The 15212-nt window shown below is 64.8% G+C and carries 13 protein-coding genes and 1 tRNA gene; 8 read left to right on the top strand and 6 right to left on the bottom strand.

Annotated elements, in window-relative coordinates; genetic code table 11:
- Nucleotides 1–196: 196 nt before the first annotated feature.
- The 4 genes from EI545_RS07040 (at nucleotide 197) to lpdA (ending at nucleotide 3446) form a co-directional block, all read left to right on the top strand.
- On the top strand, nucleotides 197–604 hold the full coding sequence (locus tag EI545_RS07040; protein ID WP_125324812.1) for a hypothetical protein: 408 nt from the start codon (nucleotides 197–199) through the stop codon (nucleotides 602–604).
- Nucleotides 601–1581 (top strand): glycosyltransferase family 2 protein, encoded by a 981-nt coding sequence (locus EI545_RS07045; protein WP_125324813.1) that lies wholly within the window; start codon nucleotides 601–603, stop codon nucleotides 1579–1581. The genes EI545_RS07040 and EI545_RS07045 overlap by 4 nt, the downstream gene beginning before the upstream one ends.
- On the top strand, nucleotides 1578–1973 hold the full coding sequence (locus EI545_RS07050) for an MAPEG family protein (protein ID WP_125324814.1): 396 nt from the start codon (nucleotides 1578–1580) through the stop codon (nucleotides 1971–1973). The genes EI545_RS07045 and EI545_RS07050 overlap by 4 nt, the downstream gene beginning before the upstream one ends.
- An 84-nt stretch (nucleotides 1974–2057) precedes the next feature.
- Complete coding sequence (gene lpdA, locus EI545_RS07055; RefSeq protein ID WP_125324815.1) at nucleotides 2058–3446, top strand: dihydrolipoyl dehydrogenase; 1389 nt, start codon at nucleotides 2058–2060, stop codon at nucleotides 3444–3446.
- An 85-nt stretch (nucleotides 3447–3531) separates the two neighbouring features.
- On the opposite strand, the gene EI545_RS07060 is transcribed toward lpdA, so the two are convergent.
- The 3 genes from EI545_RS07060 to EI545_RS07070 all read right to left on the bottom strand — a co-directional run bounded on the left by EI545_RS07060 (nucleotide 3532) and on the right by EI545_RS07070 (nucleotide 6530).
- Nucleotides 3532–4443 (bottom strand): pirin family protein, encoded by a 912-nt coding sequence (locus EI545_RS07060; RefSeq protein ID WP_125324816.1) that lies wholly within the window; start codon nucleotides 4441–4443, stop codon nucleotides 3532–3534.
- 711 nt (nucleotides 4444–5154) lie between these two features.
- Nucleotides 5155–5805 (bottom strand): GntR family transcriptional regulator, encoded by a 651-nt coding sequence (locus EI545_RS07065; RefSeq protein WP_125324817.1) that lies wholly within the window; start codon nucleotides 5803–5805, stop codon nucleotides 5155–5157.
- Nucleotides 5806–5837: 32 nt separating this feature from the next.
- The gene (locus tag EI545_RS07070; protein ID WP_125324818.1) at nucleotides 5838–6530 is read right to left on the bottom strand and encodes a M48 family metallopeptidase; all 693 of its coding nucleotides are present in this window, start codon (nucleotides 6528–6530) and stop codon (nucleotides 5838–5840) included.
- Nucleotides 6531–6653: 123 nt separating this feature from the next.
- Between EI545_RS07070 and EI545_RS07075 the strand changes: the two genes are divergently transcribed.
- Nucleotides 6654–6989 carry a TIGR02300 family protein gene (locus EI545_RS07075; RefSeq protein ID WP_125324819.1) on the top strand — a complete coding sequence of 112 codons (336 nt, stop codon included), beginning with the start codon at nucleotides 6654–6656 and terminating at the stop codon, nucleotides 6987–6989.
- 106 nt (nucleotides 6990–7095) lie between these two features.
- Nucleotides 7096–7171: transfer RNA gene (locus EI545_RS07080), tRNA-Ala, on the top strand.
- An 80-nt stretch (nucleotides 7172–7251) separates the two neighbouring features.
- Here EI545_RS07080 and EI545_RS07085 read toward each other — a convergent pair.
- Entirely contained in the window at nucleotides 7252–10398 is a 3147-nt protein-coding gene (locus EI545_RS07085; RefSeq protein ID WP_125324820.1) for an efflux RND transporter permease subunit, read from the bottom strand.
- Nucleotides 10395–11498, bottom strand: coding sequence for an efflux RND transporter periplasmic adaptor subunit (locus tag EI545_RS07090; protein ID WP_125324821.1), 1104 nt, complete (start codon nucleotides 11496–11498; stop codon nucleotides 10395–10397). The genes EI545_RS07085 and EI545_RS07090 overlap by 4 nt, the downstream gene beginning before the upstream one ends.
- Before the next feature lie 380 nt (nucleotides 11499–11878).
- On the opposite strand from EI545_RS07090, the gene EI545_RS07095 reads away from it, so the two are divergent.
- Nucleotides 11879–13231, top strand: a complete 1353-nt coding sequence (locus tag EI545_RS07095; RefSeq protein WP_125324822.1) for a DEAD/DEAH box helicase — start codon at nucleotides 11879–11881, stop codon at nucleotides 13229–13231.
- 360 nt (nucleotides 13232–13591) lie between these two features.
- Nucleotides 13592–14170: a thymidine kinase gene (locus EI545_RS07100; protein WP_125324823.1), complete on the top strand. Its 579-nt coding sequence runs from the start codon at nucleotides 13592–13594 to the stop codon at nucleotides 14168–14170.
- On the opposite strand, the gene EI545_RS07105 is transcribed toward EI545_RS07100, so the two are convergent.
- Nucleotides 14143–15144, bottom strand: a complete 1002-nt coding sequence (locus EI545_RS07105) for a DMT family transporter (protein WP_245990323.1) — start codon at nucleotides 15142–15144, stop codon at nucleotides 14143–14145. The two genes, EI545_RS07100 and EI545_RS07105, sit on opposite strands and share 28 nt — an antisense overlap.
- Between the last annotated feature and the right edge of the window lie 68 nt (nucleotides 15145–15212).

A 15212-nucleotide genomic window follows, 5' to 3' on the forward strand; every position in this document is an offset into this window, starting at 1 on the left:
CGGCAACCCCAACCCGGGACCACACATGCCCCAGCCCACCCCCACCGCCGCGATAAGCGCCTCCCCTCCCCCTCGTGGGGAGGGGTTGGGGGTGGGGGGCCGCCCGTCCGAGAAACCCCGCCCCGGCCCTGCGCCGGGGCCTCGCTCCACCATCCGCGCGATCCTTACCAATGAGGTCCCGGGTCAAGCCCGGGACGTGACGTACTCTGCCCTCCTCGCCGCCCTCCTCCTCGCCACTCCCACCTTCGCCCAGATCATCCCCACCGGCTCTCCCGCCGCCGATATCCTCCTGACCCAGGCCCTTGCCGAACAGCGCGTTTTCCTGACCTGCTCCTCGCTTGACGGCCTCGCGCATCCGCTGATCGTCCAGGGCTGGCAGTCCGACGCCGCCGCCGCCATAGCGACGCTTGCCGCCAACAACGTCCAGGCCGAGGCGATTGCCGCCTTCACCAGGGCCGCGCAGCCCGAAAGCCTGCTTCCCGCCGAGGACACCCCTTATGCCGAGGTCAAGCAGTACTGCGACGCCCACCCTGACTGGCAGACAACCTACGGCCGGCTGAACTTCACCGTGCTGGAGCTGAAACTGCCGCAGGTCTTCCAATGACCAGCGCCGCTGCCCAGACGACCCCGGTCGCGCTGATGTCCTGCATGCGCAACGAAGGCATTCATGTCGTCGAATGGCTGGCCTATCACCGGGTCATCGGCTTCGGTCCGATCGTGATCTGCACCAATGACTGCACCGATGGCACGGACCGGCTGCTGGAGGCTTTGGCCGCAGGGGGTGCGGTTGACCATATGCCCAACCCGGTGGCCAAGGATGAGTCACCGCAAGGCGCAGGCATCCGGCGCGTGATGGCGCATCTGCAGGGCGGCGCGGTGGACTGGCTGTGCCATCTCGACAGCGATGAATTCCTGAACATCGCCCCCGGTGCCGCCCCGGTGCAAGAGGTCATCGCCCGCGCGGGCGATGCGCATGCCATCGCCCTGCCCTGGCGCAGTTTCGGCGACAGCGGCCATAGCGTCTGGCCGGGCAACACGCTTTCCGCCTTCACCGGTTGCGAGGCGGCGATGGACCCCGAACTGGTCAAGTTCAAATCCATCTTCCGCCTCAGTGCGTTCCACAACGCCTCGGAACACATGCCGACCGACCCCCGCGTGGAGGCCCCCTTGCCCGTCAACGCGGCGGGTGAGCCGCTGTCGCCTGCCACCCTTCTTGGTCCGCCCCGGTCGCGCTACCGGCCGATCGACGTGGCAATGCGCGGCGGAGCGGTGATCAACCACTATGCCACCCGGTCGACCGACGTTTTCCTGATGAAGAACGACCGTGGCTTCGGCACCGGGCAGGCCTTCGGGAAGTATCACCTGAACTCGGTCTGGCACCGCCGCACCAACCGCAACGAACGGCAAGACCGGTCGATCCTGCGCCGCTGGGCTGAGGTGGAAACCGAGATGGCCCGCCTGCGCGCGCTTTCCGGCGTCGCCGCAGCCGAGGCTGCCAGCCTGTCCTGGTTCACAGACACCCGTCGGCATCTTCTGGTGCCCGACACCATCCGCCGCTGGACCAAAGGGGCCACCGCATGACACCTGAGCTGACCGTTCTTGCCCTTGCAGGCCTGTTGCAGGCCGCCCAGTTCACCCTGTTCGCGGTTCCGGCCAACCGCGAATTGGGCGTGGGCTACACCTCCAGCCCTCGGGACCGACCGCCCTCGCGCCAGATGTCCGCCGTCACCGCCCGCCTGCAACGCGCGCTCAACAACCATTTCGAGGCGCTGATCCTGTTCACCCTCGCCGTTGTCGTGGTGACCCTTGGCAACCAGTCGACCCCCGTCACCCAATATGCGGCCTGGCTCTATCTTGCGGCGCGCATCCTCTATGTTCCCGCCTACGCCCTGGGCTGGCGGCCTTGGCGTTCCGCGATCTGGAGCGTAGGTTTCTTTGCAACCCTCACAATGATCGTGGCCGCCCTCATCTGACCCTTTCACATTTGCCCAAATATCCCACGGGGGTGCGGGGGTGTGAAACCCCCGGCTCCCGACCGAAACCAAAGGACCCGACCCATGGCAAGCTTTGACACCATCATCATCGGCGCAGGCCCCGGCGGCTATGTCTGCGCCATCCGCGCAGCGCAACTTGGCCTGAAGGTGGCTGTGGTCGAGGGCCGCGACACCCTTGGCGGCACCTGCCTCAACGTCGGCTGCATCCCGTCTAAGGCTATGCTGCACGCCACCCATCTTCTGCACGAAACCCATGAGAACTTTGAAAAAATGGGCCTGATGGGCGCCAAGCCAAAGGTGGATTGGGCCAAGATGCAGGCCTACAAGGACGACGTCGTCACCGGCAACACCAAGGGGATCGAGTTTCTGTTCAAGAAGAACAAGGTCACCTGGCTGAAAGGCTGGGGGTCGATCCCGGCGCCCGGCCAGGTCAAGGTCGGGGATGAGGTTCACACCGCCAAGCACATCGTCATCGCCACCGGCTCGGAAGCTTCCACGCTCCCCGGCGTCACGATCGACGAACAGACCGTTGTCACCTCCACCGGCGCCCTTACCCTGCCGAAGATCCCGAAATCCATGGTGGTGATCGGTGCCGGAGTTATCGGGCTGGAAATGGGGTCGGTCTACGCCCGCCTTGGCACCGAAGTTACCGTGGTCGAATACCTTGACGCCATCACCCCCGGAATGGATGCCGAGGTCGCCAAGACCTTCCAGCGCATCCTGACGAAACAGGGCCTGAAATTCGTCCTGGGGGCTGCCGTTCAAGGCGTCTCCCAGGGCAAGAAGGGCGCTACTGTCACCTACAAGCTGCGCAAGGACGACAAGGAGGCCACGCTTGAGGCCGATGTTGTCCTTGTCGCGACGGGGCGCAAACCCTACACCGCCGGCCTTGGCCTTGAAGCCCTTGGCATCGAGATGGGCCCCCGCGGCACGGTCAAGACCGATGCCCACTTCCAGACCAACGTTGCTGGCCTTTACGCCATCGGCGACGCCATCGCCGGCCCGATGCTGGCCCACAAGGCCGAAGATGAAGGCATGGCGCTGGCCGAAATCATGGCGGGCAAGCATGGCCATGTGAACTATGGCGTCATCCCCGGGGTCATCTACACCACGCCCGAGGTCGCAAACGTCGGCCAGACCGAAGAGCAGCTGAAAGCCGAAGGCCGCGCCTACAAGGTCGGCAAGTTTCCCTTCATGGGCAACGCCCGCGCCAAGGCGGTGTTTCAGGCCGAAGGGTTCGTCAAGATCATCACCGACGCCGCCACCGACCGCATCCTTGGCGCCCATATCATCGGCCCGATGGCAGGCGACCTGATCCATGAAATCTGCGTGGCGATGGAATTCGGCGCCTCGGCCCAGGATCTTGCGCTGACGTGCCACGCCCACCCGACGTGGTCTGAAGCGGTGCGTGAGGCCGCCCTGGCCTGCGGCGACGGCGCAATCCACGCCTGACCGGACCGCTCGTCGTTCGACTTCGTCTTCTCCTCGCAAGGCACACCGCCTGCGAGGAGTGACGAAGTCACCGACGAGCAGACCCTTAATGCGCGGGCTTGATGAAAGTGCCGTTGCGCAACTCGGCAAAGGCCTGCCGCAACTCGGCCTCGCTGTTCATGACAATCGGTCCGGCCCAGGCCACTGGTTCTTCGATCGGCGCGCCAGAGATCAACAGGAACCGCACACCCTCTGGCCCTGCGGTCACCGTCACCTCATCGCCCGCACCGAAGCGCACAAGGGTACGGTTGCCGGACAGGTCGCGGATGTTCACCTCTTGCCCGGCAACTTCTTTTTCCAGCAGCACACCTTCGGGGCGTGCGGCGTCGCGGAAGGTGCCAGCGCCGTCAAAGACATAGGCAAAGGCACGGCGGCGCGTGTCGATCTTGAAGGTCTTGCGCTTGCCCGCAGGCACGAAGACATCCAGATATTGCGGATCTGCCGCAATCCCTTCGACCGGGCTTTTCACGCCCCGATAGTCGCCGATCACCACGCGGATGCTGGTGCCGTCATCCTCGAACCGCTCTGGCAGTTCCTGCCCCGGAATATCCTGATAGCGCGGGTCGGTCATCTTCAACGCGCGCGGCAGGTTGCCCCAAAGCTGGAACCCATGCATCCGGCCCATGGCGTCACCCTTCGGCATTTCCTGATGCAGGATGCCCCGCCCGGCGGTCATCAGTTGCAGGCTTCCCGGCCCAAGGATCCCCCGGTTGCCCAGACTGTCGCCATGCTCCACCGTTCCGGCCAGCACATAGGTGATCGTTTCGATCCCGCGATGCGGGTGCCACGGGAAGCCAGCCATGTAATCCCGCGGGTGGTCCCCCCGGAAGTCGTCAAACAGCAGGAACGGATCTTCGGCCAGCGGGTCAGCGCCGCCAAAGGCACGATGCAGATGAACGCCCGCGCCTTCCAGATGCGGCTGCGCGCGGCGGGTCTCGATGACGGGACGGATGGACATGATTTGTCTCCTGAATTGCGTTTTCCCAAAGATGGAGCGAAGCAGGCTGCGCGCCAAGGCGCAAATCTGGCGGGCAGCTGTGCGGGGATGCACTGAAGCACGCAACAAAGGGCAGGGCCCGACCGCCGGGTGGGCGAGCAACATCCGTTCTGGGCACTTTATGGTGCAACACCTCCCACGGCAGTTCTGCAGGCTGACGGTGCAAAGCGCCCGCCCGAGGGGGCGGACGGGCGCTGCCCGGCGGCGCAAGAGCGCCTTGATTCCGGGCGAAGAACGCCCTTTGGAAACAACTCTTCGAACAATAGTTCGTCAGTCAGCCATCCGCGCACACGACCTTTATTGGTGATCCATCCTTGAGGAGGAAAACCTCGACACAAGCTCCCTCGCGCCCCACAGCAGGACGGTGTCCAAGGTCCAAGCTCACTACGATCTCCCGAGGCGAAACGAATCCGCTGTCGTCTAGATCCATAAGCGCAAACGGGAAGTCATGTTGCCAAACCAATGCCGAAGTTACGACCAGAATGACAGTGCCGCCGCCCAAGAGTATCTTAATTAGAGTTCGCATGATGCCTTCTTCCTCACTGCGCGTCGACACTCAGACATGGGTCACCAATCAGCAACGGCCGGTCAGCCAACACCTCTTACCAAGCCTCTAACGCCCACACCCAACCCCTTGATTTCCCAACATCCCAATCCATGTCCCGCGTGGCACTACCCCGCCAGATGCCGCAGCCCCTGCGTCACATCTGTCCGCACCGCCAACCGCAGCCCCGGCTCATCCCCCGCTTTCAGCGCGGCAAGGATCATCCGGTGATGCTGCGGCGGCTCCCGCCGCTTTACCCGAGCATAGACGGCCCGCATCGTGGGCCCCAACTGCAGCCAGACTGTTTCACACATCGCCAGCATCGCCGGGGTCTGGGCGCGCAGGTAGAGGGTGCGGTGGAACTCCAGGTTCGTGCGCACATAGCCCACCGCATCGCCCTTCACCGCCGCCTCGGCGTTCAGCATGTTGATCGCGGCCAGCCGTTCGATCAGCGCGAAATGGGCGCGGGGCAGCGCGCGGGCGGCCATCTCCGGTTCCAGAAGCGCCCGGATCGCGGCCAGTTCCTCAATCCGCTCCGGCGTGAGTTCGGGGGTGGAAATCCGGCCAGAGGAGGACAGCGTCAGTGCGCCTTCGGCCACCAGCCGGCGAACCGCCTCACGCGCGGGGGTCATCGACACGCCAAAGGCTTTGCCAAGACCGCGCAAGGTCAGCGACTGGCCGGGGTCCATCTCGCCATGCATGACCTGCTGGCGCAAGGACCGGTACAGCCGTTCATGCGCTGCGGCATTGGGGTCGGTGAGGCGAGGGGTGATCGGCATGGTCCGAAGGGAACACCCCGGCTGCCCGGGGGTCAATCCTGAAAGCGCAAGCGGTGCAAGGCCTGGCCGTGGCTGTGCAGCCAGTCGCGTTCCACTTTCCAGCCGGGATAGATCTTGCTGACCACCGCCCAATAGGCGGGGGAATGGTTCAGTTCCACAAGATGCGCGACCTCATGCGCGGCGACATAGTCCAGAACTGACGCGGGTGCCATGATCAGCCGCCAGGAATACATCAGCCGCCCGTCAGGCGAACAGGACCCCCAGCGCGACCGGGTGTCCCGCAGCGCAAGGGCGGAATAGGGCCGCCCGACCAGCCCGGCATAATGCGTGCTGGCCCGGGCCAGCCGGTCACGCGCCAGCGCCTTCAGCCAGGCAGCCACTCGTGGGCCAGCGCTGGCGGGGTTGCCCGGCACCAGAAGCTGGTCACCGTCCACCCGGATGGCCCGCCCCGTGCCCTGGACCAGCGTCAGATCGCGCCCTTCGACCGGGATCACCGACCCAAGGCCAACGGGACGCACTGCAGAATCAGGCATCGCCTCCAGCGTTTCGCGCAGCCAGCCTTCATGACCCTGCAGGAAGGCCAGCGCCTCGCCCTCGCGCGCGCGGGCGGGCATGCTGAGCGTCACCTTGCCATCCAGCCGCGAAACCCGCAGCGAAAACCGCCGCGCGCGGGCGACGCGTTTCAGATGCACCTCGACCGGCGGCGGGCCAGGAAGAACCGGCATGAAAACCCCTTGATCTTTCGCCAGAGAATAGCCAGCTACGGCGCTGTACGAAAGCCTTTGACAGTCGCCTGCACCTGTGGCAAGCGACCATTTTCCCGTTACCCACCACCCGAAGGGATGACCATGCCCAAAGCAGAATGGGGCACGAAGCGTATCTGCCCGACGACCGGCAAGCGCTTTTACGACCTGAACCGCAGCCCGATCGTCAGCCCCTACACGGGCGAGATCGTGGATATCGAAACTGTCCGCCGCAAGATGGCCGCCAGCGTCATTTCGCGCGCTGTCCCCGAAAAGGACGACGACGTCCTGGTCGAGGATCTGGAGGCCGAAGACGATCTGCTGGAAGCAGCGGTCGCGGATGACGCCGAACTGGACGATGATCTTCTGGAAGAAGACGCCGACGACAACGTTTCGCTGGACGATCTGGCCGACGTTGCGGGCGACGAGGAAGAGGTCTGATCCCATCCGCCGGGGCCTGCACGGGGTGTGAAAAATCCCCTTGCACCCCCCGGCGACCTACCCTAAACACCCGGCATCGCGGCGGCAACGCCGTGGTTTCTCCGGTGGGGTCATAGCTCAGATGGGAGAGCGCTTGAATGGCATTCAAGAGGTCGGGAGTTCGATCCTCCCTGGCTCCACCAACAGGAACCTGACGGTTCAAACCGAAAACGGCCCGCTTCACCAGAAGCGGGCCGTTTCGATTCAGGGGTGATGGGCGGGCCTACTCGGCGGGTTGCGCCGGCCCTCGGCCAAGCCCGGCATTCTTGCGGTCAGCCGTCCACGCCCGCCGCTTGGCGCGCTGCCAGAACCATGGTCGGGGGTTGTCCGACCGGGTCACCAGCATCAGCAGCGATGGGATGATGACCAGCGTCAGCACCGTGGCGAAGGTCAGCCCATAGACGATGGCGCTGGAGAGCGCGATCCACCACTGGGTCGACGGCGCGCCGATGGTCACTTCGTGGCTTAGCAGTTCAAGGTTCAGGCCGAAGGCGATGGGCAACACGCCCAGAATCGCAGTCAGCGCCGTCAGCACCACGGGCCGGGCGCGTTCGCGGCAGGTCTGCAGGATCGCCTCGATCTTCGGCTTGCCCTCACGGCGGAGGGTGTCGAACGTGTCGATCAGCACGATGTTGTTGTTCACCACCACCCCGGCCAGCGCAATGATCCCGATCCCGGTCATCACCACGCTGAAGGGCTGGCCCATGATCATCAGGCCCAGAAGCACGCCAATGGTCGACATGACCACGGCCGACAGCACCAGCCAGACCGAGGTGAAGTTGTTGAACTGCGCCAGAAGGACGACGAAAATCAGGAAGATGGCTGCGCCAAAGGCGTTGGCAAGGAAAGCCATCGCTTCGGCCTGTTCGGCATCCTCGCCCGCCAGTTTCCAGCGGATGCCCAGCTGTTCCAGCCCGGCATCTTCCAGCGCTGCAACCACAGCGGCACGGACACCATCGGTCTGCACCCCTTCGCGCACGCCTGCCTGCACGGTCACCGTGCGGGCGCCGTCCAGACGGGTCAGCGTGCCAGTGGTGGGTGCGGCGGAACGGGTGACGAAGTTCGAGATCGGCACCGACCCTTCGGCGGTCTGGATGCGCAACTGGTCCAGTGCTGCAATGGTGCGCTGGTCCTCTGGCAGGCGCAGGACGATATCCACCGCGTCATCCGACCCGGCAGGACGGAAGTCCGACAGTTTCAGCCCGCCCGTCACCAGCTGGACCATGGCCCCGACCGTCGCCGGCGCGATCCCGTAGCGCGAGGCAGCGGCGCGGTCGACCTGAAGCTCCCAATCCACGCCGGGAAGCGGCAAGCCGCTGGAGATGTCGATCACATCAGGCACTTGGGCCAACTGGTCCGACACGGCGCGGGCCACCTCGTTCAGATTGGCCGGGTCATCTGCCGAAAGCTGGATCTGGATCGCCTTGCCGGTCGGCGGCCCAGCCTGCGGGACCGACACTTCGATATCCACACCGGGGATGCCGACCATTTCCGCGCGCAGGTCGGTCAGGATTTCGCTGGCTTTCTTCCGTTCGCGCCAGTCAACGAATTCGTACTGGATGGTGCCGATCACATCTGGCGCCACCTCATTCCCCGCGCCGCCGCCGCCACCGGTGCGGGTGTAGATCGTGGCAATCCCGGGCCAGCCAAGCATGCGTTCCTCGGCCTGTTTCACCAAGGCGTCCTTTTCGGCGATCGACAGGTTGCCGCGCGCCTTGACGTACAGAAGGCCGAATTCGGGTTCGACGTCCGGGAAGAACTCCATTCCCTTGCCGTACTGGCCGTAGGCATAGGGAACGGCGACAAGCAGTCCCATGGCGGTGAACAGCATGATGACCGGGTGACGTACGGCCTTGCCCACAACCCACATGTAGGCACCGTCCTTGTGTTCCGGCGGGTGCTTGAACGGCTTGGCGATCAGCGCGCCAAGGGTGGGCACGAAGATCAGCGCATAGATCATCGACGCCGACAGCGTGACGATCAGCGTGATCGGCAGGAACTTCATGAACTCGCCCACGATGCCGGGCCAGAACAGCAGGGGCGAGAAGGCGGCGACGCGGGTCATCGTCGCGGCGATCACCGGCCCGGCCATCCGGTGCGAGGCCATGGCAAAGGCCTGCCGCTTTTCCATGCCCTCCGACATGCGGCGTTCTGCGAATTCGGTGACGATGATGGCGTCGTCCACCAGCATGCCGACGGCAAGGATCAAGGAGAACAGAACGATGATGTTGATCGTGAAGCCCCACAGCGCCAAAGCCAGCATCCCCATCAGGAAGGACGCCGGGATCGCCAGCCCGATCAGGATCGAGGCGCGGGCCGACAGCGCGTAGAGGATCACGATGAACACCAGAATCACCGCTGTCAGGACCGAATTCTGCAGGTCGAACAGCAACTGGCGGATGTCTTTCGACTTGTCCTGGCTGAAGCTGACCTCGGTCCCCTCGGGGAGGAGCGCCTTGAACTCCTCGGCAATGGCCTTCACCTGATCAACCGTTTCAATCAGGTTCGCGCCCGAACGTTTCGACACTTCGATCGCCACCGCAGGGCGGCCATCTAGGCGGGTGATCGTCTCGGGTTCCTTCAGTGTCGGCAGGATCGAGGCGATGTCGCGGACCCGCACGGTGGCAGTCGGGGTCGATATGACCGGCAGGTTGGCCACATCCTCGGCCGTTTCCAGAAGCGAGGGCAGCTTGATGGCATAGCGGCCCATCGCCCCTTCCAGCGCGCCCGCGGCGACCAGCTGGTTTCCTGCGGCAAAGCCCGCAATCAGGACATCGGGGCGCAGGCCGTAGCTGGCCAGCTTGCCCGGGTCGATCACCACCTCGACCAGATCATCGCGCACACCTTGCAGGTTGGCGTTCAGGACGGGGGGCAAGTCTTCGATGCGGTCGCGCAAGTCGCGCCCGGCCTGGGCCAGCACCCGTTCCGGCACCTCGCCCGACAGGGTGATGACAAGGATCGGGAATTCCGACAGGTTGACTTCGTTGACCGTGGGTTCATCTGCCCCATCGGGCAGTTCGGGGCGGGCCTGGGCGACCTTGTTCCGCACATCCTCCAGCGCGGTGCCAAGATCGGCGCCTGCCTGAAACTCGATCACCACGTTGCCCCCGCCCTGATAGGCGGTCGCGGTCATCTTCTTGATGCCGGTGATCGACTTCAGCGCCGTTTCCATCGGCCGCAGCAGCAGGCGTTCGCTGTCCTCGGGCGAGATGCCGTCATAGTGCAAGCTGACATAGAGGATCGGGATCTGGATGTCGGGTTCGGCCTCTTTCGGGATGCTGACGTAGGCCATCGCCCCGGCGATCATCAGGAACACCAGAACCGACAGCGTCAGCCGGGCGTTGGCGATGGCCGTCTCGACGATCTTCATGGGCTTGTGCCTTCTGCGGCGACGACTTCGACCGTTTCGCCGTTTCGGACAAGGTCCTGGCCTGCGACCACAATGCGAAGGCCCTCCGGCACACCGGTGACCACAAGACCTTCTGGCGTATCGTCGATGATCGTCACCGGGGCAAATGCCGCGATGTTGTCGGCATCCACGACGCGGACGCCAAGTTCACCGGTTTCGGCCAGCGTAACGACCGACCGTGGCACCACCACGGCGCGGGTGGGGGCGGCGGCCAGCAGCACCTCGGCCGTCATGCCGGAGGGGATGGAGTAGTCGGGGTTCGGCAACGCAATCTCGACCGGGAAAGTGCGGGTCTCGGCGGACGCCTCGCGTGCCACAAGGCGCACCGTACCCTCCATCTGCGTGCCATTGGCAAGCCGGATCATGGCCTTGGACCCGGGGGCGACGCTGCCAAGGTCAATCTCGCTGACCTCAGCCTTCAGCAGGATCGGATCAAGCGACAGGATCGTGGCCACCGGCGTGCCCGTCTGGACCCATTCGCCAAGCTCGACATCGACAGTGTCAACGATGCCCGAGAACGGCGCCTTGAGCTGCAGCCGGTCCACCGCTGCCGTAGCGCGCGCCAGTTCGGCGGCAGCGGCATCGCGGGCGGACCGCGCGTTGGTCAGCTGCACTTCCGGCGTGTTGCCACCGGCAAACAGCGTTTCGGCCAGTTCAAGTTCGCGCTCCCGCTGGGCAAGGGCGATTTCGGCGATCTCTGCCTGCGCCACGGTTTCCGGCCCTTCCAGCATCAGCACCACGGTCCCCGCCGTGACCGCGTTGCCCTTGACCAGATCAAGCGACGCAATGACCCCATCGACCCGCGCGGCCAGCGCCACGCGCTTGTCGGCCGCAGTCGTGCCTGACAGGCGGATCATGCGGGCGTGGTCGATGAAGACCGGCTCCACAGTTGCGACGGTCCGCAGCGGCGCCGGCGTGTCTGTGGCAGGCGCCTCGGCAGTAGGGGTTTCCTGACCTTCGCCGCCCCGCGCGCTGCCGACGGACGAGAATTCTCCGGTTGCGACCCAGACGCCGGCAGCGGCCAGAACGCAAAAAGCGGCGATGCGGTGAAACCTGGGCATGGCGGTGTGATCTCGATATCTTGTTGAAAAGACTGTATTCTGTAATTCCCGGGTCTTCTTGCGCCCGGGCTGCAGCGTCCTTGGGGCCACTCTGCGTGCCGCGCGAAGTGATACGCCCAGACGGCAAAAAGGTCCAGCCAGACGACCTGCCGTGCGAAAAGCGGCACCGAACCGGCATATTTTCCGGCTTCCATGGCGCGCGCTTGACTTTACGACCCAAAGTCGCCATGTCCCCCCTGTCCGAAGGCCGTGCCGCGTGAGCACCGAAAGCCCCGGACATGAAGGTTCCCAAATTCACGCAGGGGCGCCGCTTGCGGCACGGTCACGGGCATTGGCCCGGGGCGAGGGTCGTAGGCCCTTTGTCGATACGGGACCATCCCATGACCACTTTTGCCGACCTCGGCCTTTCGCCGACAATTCTGAAGGCGCTGGAAAAGACCACGCTCAAGACGCCCACGCCGATTCAGGCGCAGGCCATTCCACATATCATGCAGGGCCGCGACCTGATGGGTCTGGCCCAGACCGGCACCGGCAAGACCGCCGCCTTTGGCCTGCCGCTGCTGCACCGCCTGCTGGACCTTGGCCACCCGCCGGGACCGAAGAACGTGCGCGCGCTGATCCTTGCGCCGACGCGCGAACTGATCGGCCAGATCAAAGACAACTTCGAGGTCTTCACCAAGGGCACCGCTGTCAAGGTGACCATGGTCGTCGGCGGCGCCTCGCTTTTCAAACAGGCGCAGGCCCTGTCCAAGGGCACCGACATTCTGGTGGCCACCCCCGGCCGCCTGATCGACCTTCTGGAACGCGGCGATGTCAGCCTTGAGAAATGCGCCTATCTGGTGCTGGACGAAGCTGACCACATGCTGGACATGGGCTTCATCCACTCGCTTCGCAAAATCGCCAAGCACATCCCGCTGAAGCGTCAGACGCTGCTGTTCTCGGCCACCATGCCGAAGGACATCTCGGAAATCGCCGACACCTATCTGCGCGACCCGATCAAGGTGCAGGTCGCCCCGCCCGGCAAGCCGATCGAGCGCATCGTGCAGGGTGTTCACTACATCCCCAACGGCGACAAGGCGCGTCTGCTGGAAGAATACATGAAAAAGCACCCGGGCGAACAGGCGCTGGTCTTCGGGCGCACCAAGCACGGGTCGGAAAAGCTGATGAAGCTGTTGGCGACATGGGGCTTCAAGGTCGGCTCGATCCACGGCAACAAAAGCCAGAACCAGCGCGACCGCACCCTGACGGAATTCCGCAGCGGTCAGCTTGACGTGCTAGTGGCGACCGATGTCGCCGCGCGCGGCATCGACATTCCGACGGTCCGCCATGTCTACAACTTCGACATGCCGAACGTGCCGGAAAACTACGTTCACCGCATCGGCCGCACTGCGCGCGCCGGGGCGGAAGGCACGGCTGTCGCCTTCTGCGCACCGGCTGAGATGGGCGAGTTGCAGGCCATCGAAAAGCTGCTGAAAAAACCGATCCCGGTTCTGGGCGGCGCGCCGTGGTCGGCGGATATGGTGGCGGCAGCGCCCAAGCCGGGCCAGAACCGTGGCCAGCGCCCAGGTGGGCGCGGCGGGCAAAAGACCGGTTCCAGCGCGCCGGCCAAACCGCAGGGCCAACGCCCGGGCGGGCAAAAGCCGCGCAGCGGTGGCGCACCAAAGCCGCAGGGCGGCAGCTTTGCCCCACGTCGGGCCGATGGGGCTGCCGGCGCCAAGCGTCGCCCGGGCTAAGGTTCAGGCGGCGGGGCGGGTCTGCCTGCCTCATCGCCATGACCTGGCTTTGCCCTGCGCGATCCCACACAGATCGCCCGGGGCATGAGGCGTGTTTCAGGCCTAGCGTTAACCATCTGTCAATGGTTTGCCCGCCATACACCGGGTCCGGCCAGTCCGGAGATGTGACGAGTGTGCCGGTGACCCTCTCATCGGTGGTTGTGTGGGGGTCCGCTGCGTGAATTCGGCCAAACCGGATCCACGACGCAGGTCCATGGGCGGCGGACCCTTCAACGCTTGGTCAGCATTCGTGGCGGCCCGCCCGAAGTGCAAACCCACGGCTTGCGTCAGACCCCGGCAATGGGCTAGGGCAACGTCACCATGGCGAAGCTTTATTTCCACTACTCCACCATGAATGCGGGGAAATCGACCTCGCTTCTGCAGGCGTCGCATAACTACCGCGAGGGTGGGATGCTGACCTACCTTGTCACCGCACAGTTCGACAACCGCGCGGGTGAAGGGCGGATTGCCAGCCGGATCGGGATTGGCGAGCCTGCCGATACCTTTGGCCCCGGCGAAGATATGTTCGCCAAACTGCAAACCCGCTTTGTAAAAGGCCCCGTCGCCTGCGTCTTCATTGATGAGGCGCAGTTCCTGTCCAAGGATCAGGTCTGGCAACTGGCCCGCGCGGTGGATGATCTGGGCGTGCCGGTGATGGCCTATGGGCTGCGCGTGGACTTTCAGGGCAACCTCTTCCCCGGATCAGCCGCCCTTCTGGCCTGGGCGGACGAGATGCGCGAAGTCCGCACGATCTGCCATTGCGGCAAGAAGGCCACGATGGTCGTGCGCAAGGGCCCCGATGGCCGGGCGCTGAAGGACGGCGATCAGGTAGTGATCGGCGGCAATGAAACCTACGTCAGCCTCTGCCGCCGTCACTGGCGCGAAGCGGTTGGCGACTGACGCGCGATCAGGATACCCGCCAGCGCGATCAGCGCCATTCCGGCCACAGCCAGCCAAGACAACGTCTCGCCCCACAGAAAGAACCCCCAGGCCGCCGAGGCGGGCAGGATGATGTATTCAAAGACCGACACTTTCGAGGCATCAGCAATCTGGTAGGCCTTGATGATCATCCCGACCCCAAGCAAGGACCCGGCGGCTTGCACAAAGGTCCACCAAAGAAAGCTTCCCGTCGGCCAGACCGCCCCGCGTTGCAGAAAGCCCTCAGCCCCTTCTGGCACAGCGACCGGCATCAGCCACAGCACGGCCATCCCGATCAGCCCCAGCACCCCCAGCATGCCGAAGAACCCAGCCACCAGAGTCTCGGCGCTTTCGCCGGCGCACCACTGCCGCGTGGCGATATTGCCCATCGCGTAAAGCGCCCCGGCAATCACCGGCAGAAGCGCCGCAAAAGTGGCCCCCGACATCGCCTCAGGCCCCAGCACCATGACGACGCCGACAAAGCCTACGGCGACCGCCAACACCTGCAAAAGGCTGATCGATTGGCCATAGGCAAGGCGCTGGATCAAAAGCACAAAGATCGGCGCGGTGAACAGGCCTGCCGCCACCTGGGCAACCGGTAGAAAGGCCAGCGCACCGAAGTAGATCAGCATCGCAGCGCCATGGATTGCCGACCGGGCAAACACCGCACCAAACCGGCGCGGACGCAGGCGCAGGCCCAGCGGCACCGCCAACAGCGCCAGCAACACCACCGCCATCGCCGTGCGCGTGGCATGGAACTGCCACAGCCCCCCATCCGCCGCGATCACCCGCACATAGTTGTCGGTGAACGCGATGACGCAGGCATAGATCAGGACTGCACCTGCCGCAGCAAGGGTTCGGTTCGGGGTCTCGGTCATCTGCTGATCTGCCTCATCCCCCGACTTGTCGCCTGCCGCCCCGCCCCTGCGCCCGCCTGATCGCGACGCGCCGCCCATGGTTTGGGTCGCGGATCGGCGAAGCCTTTGCGTTCCGGACCTTGGGTGATTGTGAACCCGGTCCGCAA

This window comes from Tabrizicola piscis (genome assembly GCF_003940805.1).
Lineage (GTDB): Bacteria > Pseudomonadota > Alphaproteobacteria > Rhodobacterales > Rhodobacteraceae > Tabrizicola > Tabrizicola piscis.